Genomic DNA, 17,339 nt, shown 5'->3' with positions numbered 1-17,339 from the left:
GCGACATCAAGGGCAACTCCCATTATGACCATGAACCGTTCTATTCGGCTTTTTGCGGCAGGAGCCGCATTTTTCATTATTTCAGGACAGTCTGCCTATGCGCAGGCGCCAGGAGGGGCTACGCCACCACCTCCGCCGGTCACTGTTACAGAACTCAAGGCGCAGAACGTTTCAGTCCCTTATGAATATGCCGCTCGAGTGAGCGCATATCGTGATGTTCAGGTGCGTGCTCGCGTTGGCGGCATTCTTTTGCATCGCAACTTTATTGAAGGCACGGAAGTCAAAGCTGGCGACGTGCTTTTCGAGATCGATCCGGCACCATATGAGGCTGAAGCTGCTCGCGCACAGGCGCAGGTTGCGCAGGCTGAGGCTACCTATCAGCAGTCGATCCGCGATGCGGAACGGGCCGAGCAGCTCGTTCAGCAGAAGGTGCAGAGCACAGCCGTCCGTGATACTGCCCTGGCGACGCGAGACCTTAACAAGGCTGCAGTTGCGGCTGCCAAGGCGCAGTTGCGCACGGCAGAACTGAACCTGAGCTATACCAAGGTTACGGCGCCTATCAGCGGCATCACCAGTCTCGAACAGGTTTCCGAAGGCAGTCTGATCGGTACTGATGCTTCGTCGAGCCTGCTGACATCGATCACCCAGATCAATCCGGTTTACGTCAACTTCTCCTTCACGGACTCGGAAGCTGCGGAAATCCGCAAGCTGCGTGAAGCACGCGGAGCGACGGGACAGGATGCGGATCGTCTACGCATCCGGATTCTGTTTGGTGACGGTGATGCCTATGACCATGAAGGCACCATCGACTTCACATCCTCTTCGCTCGATACGGAAACCGGAACGCTTGGCGCCCGTGCTGTCGTTGACAATCCTGATCAGCGCTTGATCCCAGGTCAGTTTGTTCGCGCATCGATCCTTGGCGTAACCATCGACAACGCAATTCTGGTTCCAAAAGCGGCTCTGATGCAAAGCCCGCAAGGCCAGTTCGTCTATGTTGTGAACAAGGAAAACGTTGCGGAAGTTCGGCCAGTTACGGTTTCCCGCGAACTGACGGATGCATGGCTCGTCAGCAAAGGCGTTCAGGCTGGCGACCGTATCATCACCGAAGGTGTGATCAAGGCGGCCCCAGGCAAAACGGTTCAGCCGGTTGAAGCTTCAGCTGAGAAGGCTGCAGGCGAAGCTGGAGCAGAGGCCGGAAAAGAACAGGCGGCAGACAAGCAATGAATAGATTCTTCGTCGACCGTCCGGTTTTCGCGGCGGTCATCTCCATCATCATTGTGCTGGCAGGCCTCATTGCGATGCGGATCCTGCCTGTCGCGCAATATCCCGAGCTGACGCCGCCCCAGGTTGTCGTCAGCGCGACCTATCCGGGCGCAAGTGCTGAAACGGTCACGCAAACCGTTGCGGCACCGCTTGAGCAGCAGATCAATGGCGTCGAGAACATGCTTTATATGCAGTCCTCGAGCCTTGGCAGCGGCACCATGCAGCTGACCGTGACCTTTGCTCTGGGCACCGATCCGGATCAGGCAACGATCAACGTCAACAACCGTGTTCAGCGTGCAACTTCGTCTCTGCCGCAGGAAGTGCAGCGTCTCGGCGTGACCGTCGATAAGCGCTCCAGCACCATTCTCGGCATGGTGGCGATGTTCTCCACCACGGATCGCTATGACCGTACGTATGTTGGTAACTACGCGCTTTTGAACGTCATCGACGACCTCAAGCGCCTTACTGGTGTGGGCGATGTTCAGCTTCTCGGCAACATCGATTATTCGATGCGCGTCTGGCTGCGTCCGGACAAGCTTGCACAGTATAATCTGACACCAACCGATGTTCAGACGGCAATTCAGGAACAGAACGCACAGTTTGCGGCAGGTCGCTTTGGCGATCAGCCTGATCCGCAGGCAGGGCCGTTTACTTACACGGCAACAACGCAAGGCCGTTTGCCGGACGCATCAGCGTTCGAAAACATCATTCTTCGTTCCGACAAGAATGCTGCAACGCTGCGTCTTAAGGACGTTGCCCGTGTGGAACTGGGTACAGAAAGCTATCTGGTAGATAGCGCCCTCAACGGCACTCCGGCTGTTCCGATTGCGATTTATCTGCAACCGGGCGCCAACGCGCTCAACACGATGGAGCTTATTCAGAACCGCATGGCGGAGCTGAAGGCAAGCTTCCCTGAAGGCATCGACTATTCGGTTCCATTCGATACGACCAAGTTCATTAAGGTCTCTGTCGAGGAAGTGATCCATACTTTCATCGAGGCTATCATCCTCGTTGTTCTGGTGGTCTTCATCTTCCTTCAGAACTGGCGTGCAACGCTTATTCCGGTCATCGCGGTTCCGATCTCGATCATCGGTACATTCGCAGGCATGTATGTGCTTGGCTTCTCCATCAACCTGCTGACATTGTTCGGTCTGGTTCTGGCGATCGGTATCGTCGTGGACGACGCCATCGTGGTGTTGGAAAACGTCGAACGTATTATGACGACCGAGAAACTGCCGCCGCGCGAAGCTGCCATCAAGGCAATGAGCGAAGTGACGGGGCCGGTTATCGCGATTGTTCTGGTGCTCTGCGCCGTGTTCATTCCGGTCGCCTTCATGGGCGGTCTGGTCGGCGAAATGTATAAGCAGTTCGCTGTTACGATTGCGATTTCGGTGACGATCTCCGGTATCGTGGCTTTGACGCTGACGCCCGCACTCTGCGCGCTGATCCTGAAGCCCGGCCATCATGAGCCGATGCTGCCATTTCGTATCTTCAACCGCTTCTTCGACAGTTTGACGCGCGGTTATACCAACGGCGTGCGCTTCTTCCTGAAACGCGCTGCTATTGGCTTGCTGATTTTTGCAGGTCTGTTGGGCGGTACATATTATCTCTTTGAGAAAGTACCGGGATCGCTTCTGCCAGACGAAGATCAGGGCTTCCTGTTCAGTGTGGCCATCCTACCGCCAGCGGCATCGCTGGAGCGCACAAGTGCGGTTCTTCATGAGGCCAGCGAAAATATTCGTAAGCATCCCGCGGTAGAAAGCGTGTTTGAAGTCTCCGGCTTCGACCTGCTCTCGGGTGGTCTTAAGACCAGTGCCGGTACGATGTTCATCATGCTCAAGGACTGGAAAGAACGCACGACGCCGGATCTCGACGCGCGCAATCTGCCCGGTGCAATCATGGGTATGAATGCGGGCATTCAGGATGGTCTGGTTCTGGCATTCAACCCACCTCCGATCATGGGTCTCAGCACGACCGGCGGTTTCGAACTTTACGTGCAGGATCGTACGGGTGGCGGTGTTGAATCGCTGACTAATGCGACCAAGCTTCTGACAGATGCCGCGGCCAAGCGCCCGGAACTGACGGGTGTGCGCACAACGTTTGATCCGAACGTGCCGCAGTATGATATCCAGCTTGACCGTGAAAAAGCCAAGGCGATGGGCGTGCCGATCAATTCGGTCTTCACCGCCATGCAGGCGACCTTCGGTAGCGTTTACGTCAACGACTTTACGCTTTATGGCCGCAACTATCAGGTCAATCTGCAGTCGGAAGCCGAGTTCCGCCGCGACCCGAGCGATTTGAAGCATGTGTTTGTGCGCGCCGATTCTGGCAGCATGATCCCGCTGAGCGCACTGGTAACGGTCAAGCGCGTTGTTGGCCCTGATCAGCTTGAACGTTTCAACGCGTTTAATGCGGCTAAGGTCACGGGTAATCCGGCACCGGGTTACACGTCGGGTGACTCGATCAAGGCGATGCAGGAAGTGGCTGCTGAAGTGCTCCCGCAGGGCTATCAGATTGCATGGACTGGCTCTGCCTATCAGGAAGTCACGACAAGCGGCAGCGGTAGTCAGGCTATGATCTTCGGCTTGCTTATGGTGTTCTTGATCCTTGCCGCCCAGTATGAACGCTGGAGCCTGCCACTGGCAGTCATTACCGCTGTGCCTTTCGCGATCTTCGGTGCGTTGCTGGCAACTGATCTGCGTGGTCTGACCAACGACGTCTACTTCCAGATCGGTCTGGTGACGCTCATAGGTCTCGCGGCAAAGAACGCGATTCTGATCGTGGAATTTGCAGTGTTGCAACGCGAAGAGGGTAAGTCAGCCATCGAAGCTGCTGCTGAGGCTGCTCGCCTGCGCTTCCGTCCGATTGTGATGACGTCGCTGGCGTTCATCCTTGGTGTGGTCCCGCTGGCAATCAGCTCTGGTGCAGGTTCGGCAAGCCGTCACTCGATCGGTACCGGCGTTATCGGTGGTATGTTGGCTGCGACCTTCATCGCGACCTTCTTCATTCCGATGTTCTATAGCCTGATCGCACGCAAGCCGCCCAAAAAGCGTCCTGATGATGTAGCTGGAGCGCCAGCGCCTGTGCAGCAGCAGGCAGCACATGGCGACGAGAGCGGTGCGACGCACTAAAAGTGATCAGCCCCGGCATATTCCTACGGATGTGCCGGGGTTAGAGAATAAGAAAAAGCCCCGCTCTCAAGCGGGGCTTTTTGTTGAATGCCGTAAGGCGCCAACGGAGCATCTGATGACTCAAGCGCATCCTATGGCCCATCATTATTTGGAAGCTTATGTGCGAAGTCTACCAAGCGCTATCCGCACCTGTTCGCTACGCTTCGTCAAAATCCATCGCCATCTACAGGCTCGTGACCGACAATCTATCTCGGGATCACCTGACTTTCTTAGAAATGCGTCATTATGCTTTGAGCAATCGCCCAAAGGATAATTGCTGCAGGAACAGTCAGGCACGCCAGAAAAATCCCAAAGAACACATAGGTTGCTTCATTCGGCGACCGCTGGGTCTGTGCAGGAGACTTGTGCCAATGAGTGCTGATGCCTTGGTACATGTATAATTCCTCCTTCTCCTCGATTTTGATTATCGATTAAAAGAAGAATTCTTCAATAACAAATAAACATATGGATTTATTGGGAAAATGTGATATAAGGCGACACGAAATTACATAATAAGACGCGATTTAGCGCTTTAGTTTCCTGAAAATCTAATTCAATATTTTGATTTCAAATAATTTTACTTATGTACTGTAAGTATCGAATGGTCGGAAATTTCAATAATCACTGAAAATTCGCGGTGCTGCGTTCCCGTTGGTGCGACAAAATGGCACGAAATTCTGCGGCATGCGTCGGTCAAAGAGTGGCATGAACGGGCGTAATCCGTAGCACAGATGATTCTGCCACGCGATTCATGCGCAGCTGTTGCAGGTCTTAATCAATAGAAGCTGGTTGGGAAGTAGCGCAGATAGAGCTCTGTGAGTTTGCCCTGCTGCTGTAATGACTGCAACGCACTGTTAAAAGCGATTGCCAGAGCAGCATTCTTTTGAGCGACAGCAATTGTCAGACCTGAGCCAAGATATTGCGGTGCCAGATATGGCCCGTCTGTGAAGACGCAGCAGTCATGAGCCTGATCACTCTCAAGCCAGAATGACAGCGACATGCCGTCATCAAAAGCAGCGGTGATCTCACCTTTTTGCAGTGAAGCTAAGAGAGCAGCTCGGTCGGGAAATGGTTTGGCAACGGCTTGCGGAAAATATGCTTTTAAAAGCTGTTCATGCGCAGAGCCTGCTACAACGCCAATGTCTTTGCCGCGTGTTGAAATCGCCGCAGGTTCGGAAAAGCTATTTGCTTTTTTGGTTATGAAGCGTGCGGGAAAGCGCATATAGGCGCGGGTGAAAACGAATTTCTGCCGGCTTTGTGCATTGACACTCAAGCCTGCGATGATTGCTTCCGCTTCACCACTTTCCAGTTTGGCTTCAAGTTCATTCCAGGGAACAGCCTCGATCTGACATATGTCGCTCAATCCCATCTGACTGCAGAGCGCTTTCGCAAGGTCAATATTGTAGCCTGAAAGCTGTCCGGCTTCGTTAAGTGCATTGAAGGGCGGGAAATCGAGCGTCGTCACGAAGCGCAGCCGATTAAGTCCCTGAAGGGATGGCAAGGCCAGCCTTTCCTTCTGGTTGAAGAAGTCAGGTGCCTTGGGCGCGGGCTGGGCGCCGACGGAGATGCCGCTGGCAAGCCAGCAAGCTGCAACCGCTATGCTCAAAAGGTGCCGTTTCATTGGAGCCTTGTTTAAGCAATATCTGATAATTTCACGTTAATAGAGCCTATGTGGAAAACTATGCAATGAATTTGAATGGGTTGGCATTAGTTTGACCGTAAAGGTCCTGAATATAGTCAAAGTTAAATAATTCTGTTTCAATTTAAAATAGAATGAAATAAATATCTATATAGAGGGGTTATTTTCTAAATACATAATTTAGTTAAATAAATAATCCTCATAGAGAATTATAATAAATATTAGTGAAAAATAAAAATAGTCCATTAGTAGTGCGGGGGTACTATGAGTAACGGATCGATTGCTTCCGATCTGGGGATATGCACGGCCATATCTGCCAGATTGGAGCGACGCGGTGTGTCGCGTGATTGCCTGACGAAAGCCTATGAAGCATCCATCATCAACGGGACAAGCTTTTGCGCCGAAATTTCGCATCAGCGGGGTGTTTCAGAGACGTTGTTGTTTGAAGCAATAGCCGACTATCTCGAATTGACATTCACAGAGGAGGTCCTCTCGTCACGCGTCTTTGTTACGGGTGAAGAGACATCGGCGATTTTTACGGAGCCAGGACAGTTGATGGTGCTCGGAAAGGACGGCACTTCCTATCTTTATCTCGCCCCGACTGAAAGTCGTATTGCAAAACTGCGCGACCATATTCAGCAAACACCAGAACTGCGGGAGCGGATTAGGATTTCCACACCGTCGGTCATCAAGAAGATTCTTCGCCAGCGCCATCAGAAGGATTTGATCGCGCGGGCGCATGGAATGACGCCGCAGCTGTTTTCAGCAGCCCGGGTCCTTGAAACGCCACAGGCTTTCATCATTGCAATGGGGCTTTATGCATTTATTGCAAGTTTCGTGAATTGGCCGTCAAAAACTATTCTATTCCTGCACGTCTGTCTGACATTGTTTTTTTTCGGCTGTGTACTCATCCGCCTCTTCGCAGCGGTTTCAAGCCGTCGTCTGCGTTTTCCAGAAATAGTGCCGTTTAATCGACGCGACTTGCCGGTCTACTCTGTTCTGGTACCGCTCTATCGTGAACAAGCAGTTGTGGGGCAACTAATTGCTTCGCTGGAGAGGCTTAACTGGCCGCGCAGCAAACTCGATATCAAACTTGTCTGCGAGAGAGACGATTTTGATACCATTGGGGAAATCAGGGCGAGGGCTCTTCCATCAAATTATGAGCTGGTTCTTGTTCCAACAGGCGGTCCGCGCACCAAGCCGAAGGCGTTGAACTATGCGCTTCAATTTGCACGCGGCGAAATCATAGCCGTCTTCGATGCAGAGGATCGTCCTCATCCAGATCAGCTGCTTGAGGCATGGCAGGCGTTTCAGCGGGGTGGCGATCAGCTTGCTTGCGTTCAGGCGCCTTTGATTATCGGAAACTTCCGGCAAAACCTGCTCACGCGTATGTTTGCATTTGAATATGCCACACTGTTCCGTGGGTTGTTGCCATGGCTTGCTTCCCAAGGATTGGTTATCCCACTGGGCGGCACATCCAATCACTTCCGCCGTTCATGCCTTGACCAGGTTGGTGGGTGGGACGCCTATAATGTCACCGAGGATGCCGATCTTGGAATGCGGCTCGCTCGCTTTGGTTACGGTATCGATGTTATCACGCGGGGCACCGTCGAAGACGCGCCGGTTGACTATTCGGTCTGGCATAAGCAGCGCACGCGCTGGATCAAAGGCTGGATGCAGACATGGCTCGTTCATGGACGTAATCCATATGCCACCTGGCGCGAGCTTGGCTGGTGGCGCTTCGTCGTCAACCAGATTTACACCTTGGGTATTATCGGTTCGGCGCTTCTGCATCCATTCATGCTGGTGACCGTGCTGGTTCTTGCAGGGTTTATGCTGTTTGGCCCTCTCGATTCCCAAAACCAGTGGCTGTTGCGCATTGATATGATCAATATCATGCTGGCCTACCTGAGTTTCTATGTGCTTGGATCGAAGACTATGGAGCCGACGGAATTAGGCGGTTATGCCTATATTCTCGCCATCCCAGCCTATTGGGTCTTGATCTCAGTTTCGGCATGGCGAGCTCTGTGGCAGCTGGTGTGGAAGCCGCATCTCTGGGAGAAAACACCACACCAGCCAAGCACGTTCTATTTGCCGGAATCGGATGCCGCCGGTGTTTTGGAAGCAAGAAACTCAGCGCCTCGTCCGATAATGGATTGATCTTCGGGGCCGATGGCTTCGAGATCACGCCCTTCATAAGGCAAACTCAGGAGAATGCGCCGGATTGCAGCCAATCTGGCGCGTCTCTTATCGTTGGATCGAATAATCGTCCATGGCGCGTAACCGCTATCTGTGCGCTCGAGCATGACATGCAGCGCTTTGGAATAGTCATCCCAGCGTGAAATGCCCGCAACATCCATCGGTGAGAATTTCCAGCTTTTCAGTGGGCTGTGGCGGCGCTCATGGAAACGCTTGAGCTGCATTTCCTGTCCGATATCCAGCCAGAACTTGAACAGGTGGATACCTTCGGTGACGATCATCCGCTCGAAATCAGGCGTTTCCGTCAGAAACGTTTCAAGTTGCTCGGGCGTACAGAACTGCATGACGCGCTCAACACCTGCACGGTTATACCAGGAACGGTCGAAGGTGACGAATTCACCGGACGTGGGGAAGAGCTGTACGTAGCGCTGAAAATACCATTGACCGCGCTCGGTTTCAGTGGGCTTTGGCAAGGCGACATTGCGCGCAGTTCTGGGGTTCATGAACTGCCGGATGGTGAAGATTGTTCCACCTTTGCCAGCAGCATCCCGCCCTTCAAAGACGCTGATTACCCGTCCACCGGTACTTTGCAGCCAGTATTGCATTTTGACGAGCTCGATTTGAAGCCGCTCCAGCGTTTCCTCATAATCCTTCGATTTCATTTTATCAGGATAAGGATATCCGCCAGATTGCAGAGCCTGGTCATCAATCCAGTCCGGAAGCTTGGGATCGTTGATATCGAACTTGTGGGTGTCGCCTTCGATTTTGATCTTCAGAGGCTTGTCGCCGGATTTTGAATTGTCTTTTTCCGCTTTCTTTTTGTTAGCTGTCTTTGAACTGTCACCCACGGCAAGCTCCTTTGGTTTATATAAAGGCACGTTTACGCAGTGCCCGCCGAACCTAGTGCATGCCGCAGAAATTGGGAAACCGTCTTCGCGGGGAAATCAGTTTACTGGGCTGATTTCTAATCCCGCTACGATCCGGTGACGACATGCGCAAGAACAAGGACTTAAAGCGCATCATTTGGAAATGATAAAATGCGATACGCTTTAATGCATGATATGGGCTGTTTATAAGCCGCGTAAAGGATCGTTGACCCGCTTTCGGGACAATTACATGCGTAAGGTAAATGGCTTGCGCGCTGTCTGAATTGAGAGATTTGAGAATGAGTGAAAGCAGCAACCAACCTTCTCCCGGTTCCGAGCCAGAGGAAACCCTCTTTGCTCCGCTTCTCAGGGTCAAGGGTGTGCTTATTGCCAGCATGGTGTTGGTGGTTTGCATCATGGTGCTGGAGTTGCCCTTGTGGTTTCGCATCCTTTTGATGGTTCTGGTCGTCGTTGGCGCCATCTGGGTCGCAAGCGCCACGCGCGATGACCCTGTTGAGGAAAAGCTGCAGGATGAACATCCCGTCAATGAAATGGCTGGTGTTTCCGGTGAGCGGCTTGCCGATCTTTTGACCGATCCGATGATTGTATTTGATCAGCGTGGAACTGTGCTGTTCGCAAATGCTGCAGCGCTCAGTGCCTTCCAGTCACTTGAAAAAGATACAGGTCTTTATCTGCGGTTTCGTGCTCCGGAAATGCACGCACTTATTCAAGGCGTGATTGCTGACGGTGAGCCGCGCAGCATAGATTATTTCGAGCGTGTGCCGATTGACCGCTGGTATAAGGCGATGGTGAAGGCTCTAAGGGATGCATCGGGCCAACCGGAACTTTTCGTTCTTTTGTTCCGCGATCAAAGCGAAACACGTCGCATCGACCGTATGCGTTCGGACTTTATCGCTAATGCAAGCCACGAGTTGCGCACGCCGCTTGCCTCACTGCTTGGGTTCATCGAGACGCTGCAAGGCCCGGCTCGCAATGACGCAGGCGCACGCGAGCGCTTTCTGGGTATCATGCAGAAGCAGGCCGAGCGCATGTCGCGTCTGATTGACGATCTGCTTTCTCTCTCACGTTTGGAGATGCGCGCGCATTTGGCTGTGAGCGAATGTGTGGATATGACCGCTGTGCTCAATCACGTAGCCGACACGCTGACACCTCTCGCCGCGGGTCTTGATGTCGTCATTGAGCGGCACTTCCCGGATCATCCGGTGAATGTGACTGGCACCAGAGATGAACTTATCCAGGTTTTCCAGAACCTCGTTGAAAATGCCTGTAAGTATGGGCAGGGCGGCAAACGTATCATTCTAAGCCTGGACGAAGAGAGTAGCGAAAATGCCTCGGAAGTTGTAGCTTCGGTGCAGGATTTTGGTCCGGGCATTGCTGCCGAGCATCTCCCGCGTCTGACCGAACGCTTTTACCGCATCGATGTCGAAACAAGCCGCGCTCAAAAGGGAACAGGTCTGGGACTTGCTATCGTCAAGCACATCCTCGCTCGCCATCGCGCCCGCCTTGTTGTACGCTCGCAGCTTGGCGAAGGTTCTACCTTTATGGTCCGTCTGCCCAAGCGGGCGTAGGCAGAGCATCCATGCTTCTTATAGCATTTCCAGCAAAAGTGCGAAGCGGTTTTGCGTCGGATAATGCGTAAAAACAAATAGTTACAGCGGTTCCAACGATTCTTTCTTAACTGGAACCGCTGTAACGGACAGTTGGGAGCCGCCTTGAGGAGAGAGAGCAAAGAAAAAACCCCGGAGCGGAAACTCTGCCGGGGTTTAAATTTATTGGACGCTGGTAAAGGAGATTAGCGCGCGCGACGACGTTCCGCCGTCGGCTGGAAAGCCAGCTTCGAATGATAGCTGCAATACGGGCTGGATTCACCGGATTCACTGCCGCAGAAGTGGAAATCTTCATTGAGTGGATCGCCGATCGGCCACTTGCAGGTGCGCTCGCTGAGCTGCAGAAGTGTCAGCTTGCGGGAGATTGGAACAACGACATCTGACGCTGGGCGTACGACGCGTTCTGTTACGGCATCTGCAACATATTCCATCTGAAGCGCGGTTGCGCCGACGGTCTGCGTGACAGTTGCTGTGCGAATGGTTGTGGTCGCCTGTGGGCGGCTTGCACCATTGCTATGGGTGGTTGCTGCAGGACGCGGGGTCGCTGCAACAGTATTTACTTTTTTACTGCGTGGGGCTGCGGTCGTGGTCTTACCACGACCCGAAAGCTTCAGGCGGTGCACTTTGCCGATCACTGCATTGCGGCTGACGCCGCCAAGCTGCGCTGCGATCTGGCTTGCACTCAAGCCTTCGTTCCATAATTTCTTTAGCAGTTCGACGCGCTCATCTGTCCAGTTCATCGCCCTGGGCTCCAATCAGTTTTCGTTATCCGGAATCCACCAGCGTCCCCGGATTGCTCCAGGCACAAACACTATATCTATCCGGGTGACTAGGTCCGCCGTACGAAATGTAGTTTTTTACTTTAAATAGAAACTACAATACCGAACGACTCCATGACAAGGGATAGCCTTGCCAGGCGGATTCCATTTTTATGGTTTTCCCCAACTTGGGTGCTAAAGACGGTTTTTCTGAGTCAGCTACGCGTATTTCGCGGGTGCATTTCAGAGGGATTTCCCGTCGGGGAAGACATCTGGCGTCTATATATCGACCCGATCTGCAAAATGCCACCCCTGCAACTGCATAGGTGCCATCTTAATCCCGCTCTTTATAATGTGAGCTTCCCGCATGAACTCATGCATAAAGATGCATGATTATCCGGGTGGGCTTTGATTGACATTTTTTTTGCGAGCGCCAATATACGCGCGGGATTAGATATTGCCGCCCTGAGGGCGGTTTTTTATTTCCGCCGGGAGGACCATGCAAAGACATGTGATCCCCGAACCCGCCAGCGAACGATTGCGTTCATGTGCGGGACATCAACACAATGGGAAACGCTGCCTGACCGGCCCTAGCCGGAGGCGCTGCATTTAAAAGGCTAATGGAGGCCTGACTGCAATGACCGACGTTACGACTGTGCAACCGCTCTACGACACTTACAATCGTGCGGCTCTGCGCTTCGAGCGAGGTGAGGGCATCTGGCTTATTACCGAAGGCGGCGACCGTTATCTCGATTTCGCAGCTGGCATCGCGGTTAACTCGCTGGGCCACTCCCATCCGCATCTGGTTAATACGCTTAAAGAGCAGGCTGACAAGCTCTGGCACCTGTCGAACCTCTATGAAGTTCCTGGTCAGGAAAAGCTTGGCAAGCGTCTCGTAGATGCGACTTTTGCAGACAAAGTATTCTTTACCAATTCCGGTGCTGAAGCGCTGGAATGCGCGATCAAGACCGCGCGCCGCTATCATTATGTAAACGGCAATCCTGAGCGCTTTCGCGTCATCACCTTTGAAGGCGCGTTCCACGGCCGTACGCTGGCAACGATCGCTGCTGGCGGTCAGGCTAAGTATCTCGAAGGTTTCGGTCCGAAGGTCGAGGGCTTCGATCAGGTTCCATTCGGCGATGAAGTGGCGCTGCGTGCCGCAATCACCGAAGAAACTGCGGCAATTCTGCTTGAGCCTGTGCAGGGCGAGGGCGGTCTGCGCGGCTTCCCTGAAGAATTCATGCGTCTTCTGCGCAAGATCTGCGACGACAAGGGTCTTCTTCTGATCCTCGATGAAGTGCAGACCGGCGTTGGCCGTACCGGCAAGCTTTTCGCCCATGAATGGTCGGGTATCACGCCAGACATCATGGCAGTCGCAAAGGGTATAGGCGGTGGCTTCCCAATGGGCGCTTGCCTTGCAACAGCAGAAGCTGCCAAGGGCATGGTGGCCGGCGTTCACGGCACGACCTATGGCGGCAACCCGCTTGCTATGGCCGTCGGCAATGCCGTGCTTGATGTCGTGCTGGCTGATGGGTTCCTTGAAAACGTGCAGGAAACCGCGCTGACCATGAAGCAGGGCCTTGCCTCGATCATCGATCGTTTTCCGAACGTCATTTCGGAAGTACGCGGTCGCGGCCTGTTGATGGGCATCAAGTGCGTGGTTCCTAACGTGAACCTTATTCAGGCTCTGCGTGATGAGCATCTGCTCAGCGTTGGCGCTGGCGACAATGTCGTTCGTATCCTGCCTCCGCTGGTGACGACGCCTGAAGAAGCCCGTGAAGCACTGGCACGCATTGAAGCGGCCGTTGAACGGCTTTCCGTCGCAAATCCGATCAGCAAGACGGCATAAAATCATGGCGAACAACGGTATCAAGCACTTCATCGATTTATCGACAGTTCCATCATCGGAACTGCGTGTCATCATGGAAGACGCCAAGGCCCGCAAAGCACGTCTGAAGGCTGGCGAGATCGAAAAGCCTTTCGCTGGCAAGGTTCTGGCGATGATTTTCGAGAAGCCGTCCACCCGTACTCGCGTATCGTTTGACGTCGGTATGCGTCAGCTCGGCGGTGAGACGATCATGCTCACGGGGGCGGAGATGCAGCTCGGTCGCAGCGAGACGATTGCGGACACCGCTAAGGTGCTTTCGCGCTATGTTGACGCGATCATGATCCGCACGACATCGCATGATCGTATGCTGGAATTGGCCGAATACGCGACTGTTCCAGTGATTAATGCACTGACCGACGACACACACCCTTGTCAGATCATGGCTGACGTTCTTACATATGAGGAACATCGCGGCTCGATCAAAGGCAAGACCTTTGCTTGGATGGGGGACGGTAACAACGTCCTGCATTCGCTTGTGGAAGCTGCGGCGCGTTTTGATTTCAACGTCAATATCGCAACGCCGGAAGGCAGCGAGCCGAAGCAGCAATATATTGATTGGGCAAAGGCAAACGGCGCGAAAATCCTGTCCACAGTAGACCCGGACAAGGCAGTGAACGGTGCAGATTGCATCGTCACAGACACCTGGGTTTCGATGGGGCAGGAAGATCACGCTCGCGGCCATAATGTTTTCATGCCCTATCAGGTGAATGCGCATCTGATGGCTAAAGCTGACCCGAAGGCGCTTTTCATGCACTGCCTGCCCGCACATCGCGGCGAGGAAGTGACCGACGAAGTGATCGACGGCCCGCAATCGGTCGTATTCGATGAAGCTGAAAACAGGCTCCACGCCCAGAAGGCCATTCTGGCATGGTGCCTGCAAGGAGCATAATTTGGCTGACAAGACCAGCATTGAGCATAACGAAGAAGAAGTCGTTCAGATCGACCTGAATAACTTCGACTTCGCGGGCGATGACGCCGTTGTGCCCTTCCAGGTGGAAGGGCTCGACGTGCGCGGTCGTGCCGTTCAGTTGGGTGCAAGCATCGACGCTATTCTCAAGCGTCACAATTATCCGGAAACAGTTGCACGCCTGCTGGCAGAAGCGACTGTGCTCACGGTTCTGCTTGGCACGTCTCTGAAATTCGAAGGCAAGTTCATCTTCCAGACCCAGTCCGACGGACCTGTTGACATGCTGGTCGTGGATTTCCGTACACCGCGTTCGGTGCGTGCTTACGCGCGTTTTGATGCCGAGCGCGTCGCGGAAGCGGTGAGCGCAGGCAAGACACGTCCGGAAGAACTGCTTGGCCGTGGCACGCTTGCTTTTACGGTTGACCAGGGTTCCCACACGCAGCGCTATCAGGGCATTGTGGCTCTCGATGGATCGACGCTGGAAGAGATCGCTCGCACCTACTTCCGCCAGTCGGAGCAGATTGCAACCGATATGAAGCTAAGCGTTGCAAAGCTCGTTGAGCGCGGCAGCGACGGCAAACTGGTCGAACGTTGGCGCGCCGGTGGCTTGATGATCCAGTTCTTGCCGGAATCCGAAATTCGTTCACGCATGCCGGACCTTCCGGGTGGCGATGGCGACGAAAACACAGTTGTTCTCGACCTTGAAGACGACGGCTGGGATGAAGCGCGCTCGCTGGTTGGCACGATTGAAAGCTCGGAACTGACCGACCCGCAGGTTGGCTCGGAACGTCTGCTTTATCGTCTGTTCCATGAGCGTGGCGTTCGCATCTATGAGGCGATCCGGGTTGTCGATGATTGCGCTTGTTCGCGCGAGAAGATCGAAGGTGTCTTTTCAAACTTCTCGGCTGAAGAAATTCAGGATAGCGTCGAGGATGGCAAGATTTCGGTTACGTGCGAATTCTGCTCCAAAACCTATGAGTTTGATCCTGCACAGTTTGCGAAATAAACAAGCGCATCCCGAAAAAGCGCGACGCGGTTTTCGGGATATGTGACGAATGAAAAAGGCGCTTCAATAGAAGCGCCTTTTTTAGTTCAGCGTGCGGCGGGCTTCTGGAATATCCAGCGAGAAAGCCGGAATATCGACTTCAAAGGCATTCCCGTCGGAAGCCTGCATTTGATATCGCCCAACCATGACACCGGATGTCGTGCTCAAGGGGCAGCCTGAAGAGTATTGATAAGAGTCGCCGGGATTAAGCGTCGGCTGTTCGCCGATAACGCCTGCGCCCTGTACTTCTTCAATATGGCCATTGCCGTCTGTGATCTGCCAGTAACGCGAGCGCAACTGTACAGTCTGAGATGAATTGTTGGCGATTGTGATCCGGTAGCCCCAGACATAGCGGTTGTCTTCTGGCTCGGACTGGTCTTCGAGATAAAACGGTTCAGCCGTTACTTCGATACCCCGCGTTACCGCTTTGTACATACGCACCCGCCTTTGAATCGCATCAAGTCTACTTGTCTCACCTATCGCTAAAGTTGCGCGGGAGGTCAACGAGTTGATGCCGACAAATGCAGCGCAATTGCCGAAATGTTCCGGCAATTGCGTCGTTTATGCATCGTTTTGCGGTCGAAAGCTGCAAAATTAGTCGATTTTTGTTATCGAGTGGCAGCTAGCGCTTCCAGCACATCCTCAACCAGATCATCCTGATCTTCGAGACCAACAGAGATACGCAACATACCGTCAGAAATGCCGAGTTCCGCGCGGGCTTCGTCTGTGAGGCTCTGATGCGTAGTTGTGGCGGGATGAGTGATGATGCTCTTTGCATCGCCCAGATTGTTGGAAATGCTGAAGACCTGCAGCGCATTTTCAAACTTGAACGCAGCTTCCTTGCCGCCTTCGAGTTCCAGCGCGATCAGCGTCGAGCCGCCGGTCATCTGCTTGGCGATGATATCGGCCTGTGGGTGGTCAGCGCGGCCCGGATAAATGACCTTTTTCACACCTGCCTGACCGGCAAGCGCATCGGCAACGGCTGCAGCCGACTGTGTCTGCTGACGCACGCGAACACCGAGCGTTTCGAGGCCTTTGAGCATGATCCATGCATTAAATGGGCTCATACCCGGGCCGGTATGACGGAAGTAAGGCTGGAGAACTTCTTCAGTCCACTCCTGATCGGAAAGAATGATCCCGCCAAGACAACGGCCCTGACCATCAATATGCTTGGTGGTCGAATAGACGACGATATGCGCGCCGAGCTCCAGCGGTTTCTGATAAAGCGGTGTTGCAAAAACGTTATCAACGATCAGCTTTGCGCCGATTTCGTTGGCAATGTCTGCGACAGCAGCAATGTCGATCACTTCGAGCGTCGGGTTCGACGGGCTTTCGAGCAGCATCACTTTGGTGTTCGGACGAACAGCTGCTTTCCAGTTTTCGATCTTCGAGCCGTCGATAATTGAGAACTCAACGCCATAGCGCGGCAGCAGCGTTTCAATAATGTAACGCGACGATCCAAAGACGGCGCGTGCGCAGATGACGTGTTCTCCAGCCTGTACCTGACAGAGAATGGAGGCGGCGACCGCCGCCATACCGGAGGTGAAGGCGCGCGCATCTTCGGCACCTTCAAGCGCACACATGCGCTTTTCAAACATATCTGTGGTTGGGTTGGCATAACGCGAATAGATGAAACCCGGGTCTTCGCCTGTGAATCGCGCTTCAGCGGCTTCTGCCGTCGGGTAAAGAAAGCCCTGCGTCAGATAGAGGGCTTCGGACAACTCTGCAAAGCCCGAACGCAGCGATCCTGCATGAACGAGCTGAGTTGCCGGGCGTAACTTACGGGTAGTCTTATTCGTCATTTTTTCCAACCTGTCGAAAGCTGGTCGGCCGGGGCCTGGAAATGCCTCGGCGGCCAATAAAAAACCGGCCTCGCGAACACGCAAAAGGCCGGTAACGAACCGCGGCCTTATTTTAGCGAATTCTTTAACGTGGCTGCAAGCCGGCCGGCCAAATCACCACGGAACACTTTT

At 53.6% G+C, this 17,339-nt stretch carries 12 protein-coding genes and 1 riboswitch; of the genes, 7 read left to right on the top strand and 5 right to left on the bottom strand.

Annotated features, from left to right (window positions below; all coding sequences use genetic code 11):
* Nucleotides 1–24 precede the first annotated feature (24 nt).
* Nucleotides 25–1,227: an efflux RND transporter periplasmic adaptor subunit gene (locus RT142_RS03095; RefSeq protein WP_313027268.1), complete on the top strand. Its 1,203-nt coding sequence runs from the start codon at nucleotides 25–27 to the stop codon at nucleotides 1,225–1,227.
* Entirely contained in the window at nucleotides 1,224–4,397 is a 3,174-nt protein-coding gene (locus RT142_RS03090; protein WP_113495999.1) for an efflux RND transporter permease subunit, read from the top strand. Before RT142_RS03095 ends, RT142_RS03090 begins: the two co-directional genes overlap by 4 nt.
* 814 nt (nucleotides 4,398–5,211) lie before the next feature.
* Here RT142_RS03090 and RT142_RS03085 read toward each other — a convergent pair.
* Nucleotides 5,212–6,057 (bottom strand): transporter substrate-binding domain-containing protein, encoded by an 846-nt coding sequence (locus RT142_RS03085; protein ID WP_113158891.1) that lies wholly within the window; start codon nucleotides 6,055–6,057, stop codon nucleotides 5,212–5,214.
* Nucleotides 6,058–6,339: 282 nt separating this feature from the next.
* Here RT142_RS03085 and RT142_RS03080 point away from each other — a divergent pair, with 282 nt between their 5' ends.
* Nucleotides 6,340–8,235 carry a glycosyltransferase family 2 protein gene (locus RT142_RS03080; protein ID WP_313027263.1) on the top strand — a complete coding sequence of 632 codons (1,896 nt, stop codon included), beginning with the start codon at nucleotides 6,340–6,342 and terminating at the stop codon, nucleotides 8,233–8,235.
* On the opposite strand, the gene ppk2 is transcribed toward RT142_RS03080, so the two are convergent.
* Nucleotides 8,163–9,122: a polyphosphate kinase 2 gene (ppk2, locus tag RT142_RS03075; protein WP_007873498.1), complete on the bottom strand. Its 960-nt coding sequence runs from the start codon at nucleotides 9,120–9,122 to the stop codon at nucleotides 8,163–8,165. The genes RT142_RS03080 and ppk2 overlap by 73 nt on opposite strands.
* Before the next feature lie 317 nt (nucleotides 9,123–9,439).
* Between ppk2 and RT142_RS03070 the strand changes: the two genes are divergently transcribed.
* Nucleotides 9,440–10,729, top strand: a complete 1,290-nt coding sequence (locus tag RT142_RS03070) for an ATP-binding protein (protein ID WP_194779176.1) — start codon at nucleotides 9,440–9,442, stop codon at nucleotides 10,727–10,729.
* 224 nt (nucleotides 10,730–10,953) lie between these two features.
* On the opposite strand, the gene RT142_RS03065 is transcribed toward RT142_RS03070, so the two are convergent.
* Nucleotides 10,954–11,508, bottom strand: a complete 555-nt coding sequence (locus RT142_RS03065) for a GcrA family cell cycle regulator (RefSeq protein ID WP_007873500.1) — start codon at nucleotides 11,506–11,508, stop codon at nucleotides 10,954–10,956.
* Between the two features lie 655 nt (nucleotides 11,509–12,163).
* Between RT142_RS03065 and RT142_RS03060 the strand changes: the two genes are divergently transcribed.
* Genes RT142_RS03060 through RT142_RS03050 form a run of 3 tightly spaced genes read left to right on the top strand, consistent with a single transcriptional unit; the run spans nucleotide 12,164 to nucleotide 15,327 of the window.
* Entirely contained in the window at nucleotides 12,164–13,375 is a 1,212-nt protein-coding gene (locus tag RT142_RS03060) for an aspartate aminotransferase family protein (RefSeq protein ID WP_313027257.1), read from the top strand.
* 4 nt (nucleotides 13,376–13,379) lie between these two features.
* Complete coding sequence (argF, locus tag RT142_RS03055) at nucleotides 13,380–14,303, top strand: ornithine carbamoyltransferase (RefSeq protein ID WP_313027254.1); 924 nt, start codon at nucleotides 13,380–13,382, stop codon at nucleotides 14,301–14,303.
* 1 nt (nucleotide 14,304) lies between these two features.
* Nucleotides 14,305–15,327, top strand: a complete 1,023-nt coding sequence (locus RT142_RS03050) for an Hsp33 family molecular chaperone (RefSeq protein WP_064320157.1) — start codon at nucleotides 14,305–14,307, stop codon at nucleotides 15,325–15,327.
* An 81-nt stretch (nucleotides 15,328–15,408) separates the two neighbouring features.
* Here RT142_RS03050 and apaG read toward each other — a convergent pair whose 3' ends face one another.
* Together apaG and RT142_RS03040 are read right to left on the bottom strand one after the other, a co-directional pair.
* On the bottom strand, nucleotides 15,409–15,801 hold the full coding sequence (apaG, locus tag RT142_RS03045; protein ID WP_064320158.1) for a Co2+/Mg2+ efflux protein ApaG: 393 nt from the start codon (nucleotides 15,799–15,801) through the stop codon (nucleotides 15,409–15,411).
* Between the two features lie 173 nt (nucleotides 15,802–15,974).
* The gene (locus tag RT142_RS03040; RefSeq protein WP_313027250.1) at nucleotides 15,975–17,168 is read right to left on the bottom strand and encodes an O-succinylhomoserine sulfhydrylase; all 1,194 of its coding nucleotides are present in this window, start codon (nucleotides 17,166–17,168) and stop codon (nucleotides 15,975–15,977) included.
* A gap of 89 nt (nucleotides 17,169–17,257) precedes the next feature.
* Nucleotides 17,258–17,338, bottom strand: a riboswitch (SAM riboswitch).
* Nucleotide 17,339: the final 1 nt, after the last annotated feature.

Origin of the sequence: Brucella sp. (genome assembly GCF_032066345.1) — a bacterium.
Classification (GTDB): Bacteria; Pseudomonadota; Alphaproteobacteria; order Rhizobiales; family Rhizobiaceae; genus Brucella; species Brucella pseudogrignonensis.
This window is presented reverse-complemented; position numbering and strand designations above follow the sequence as displayed.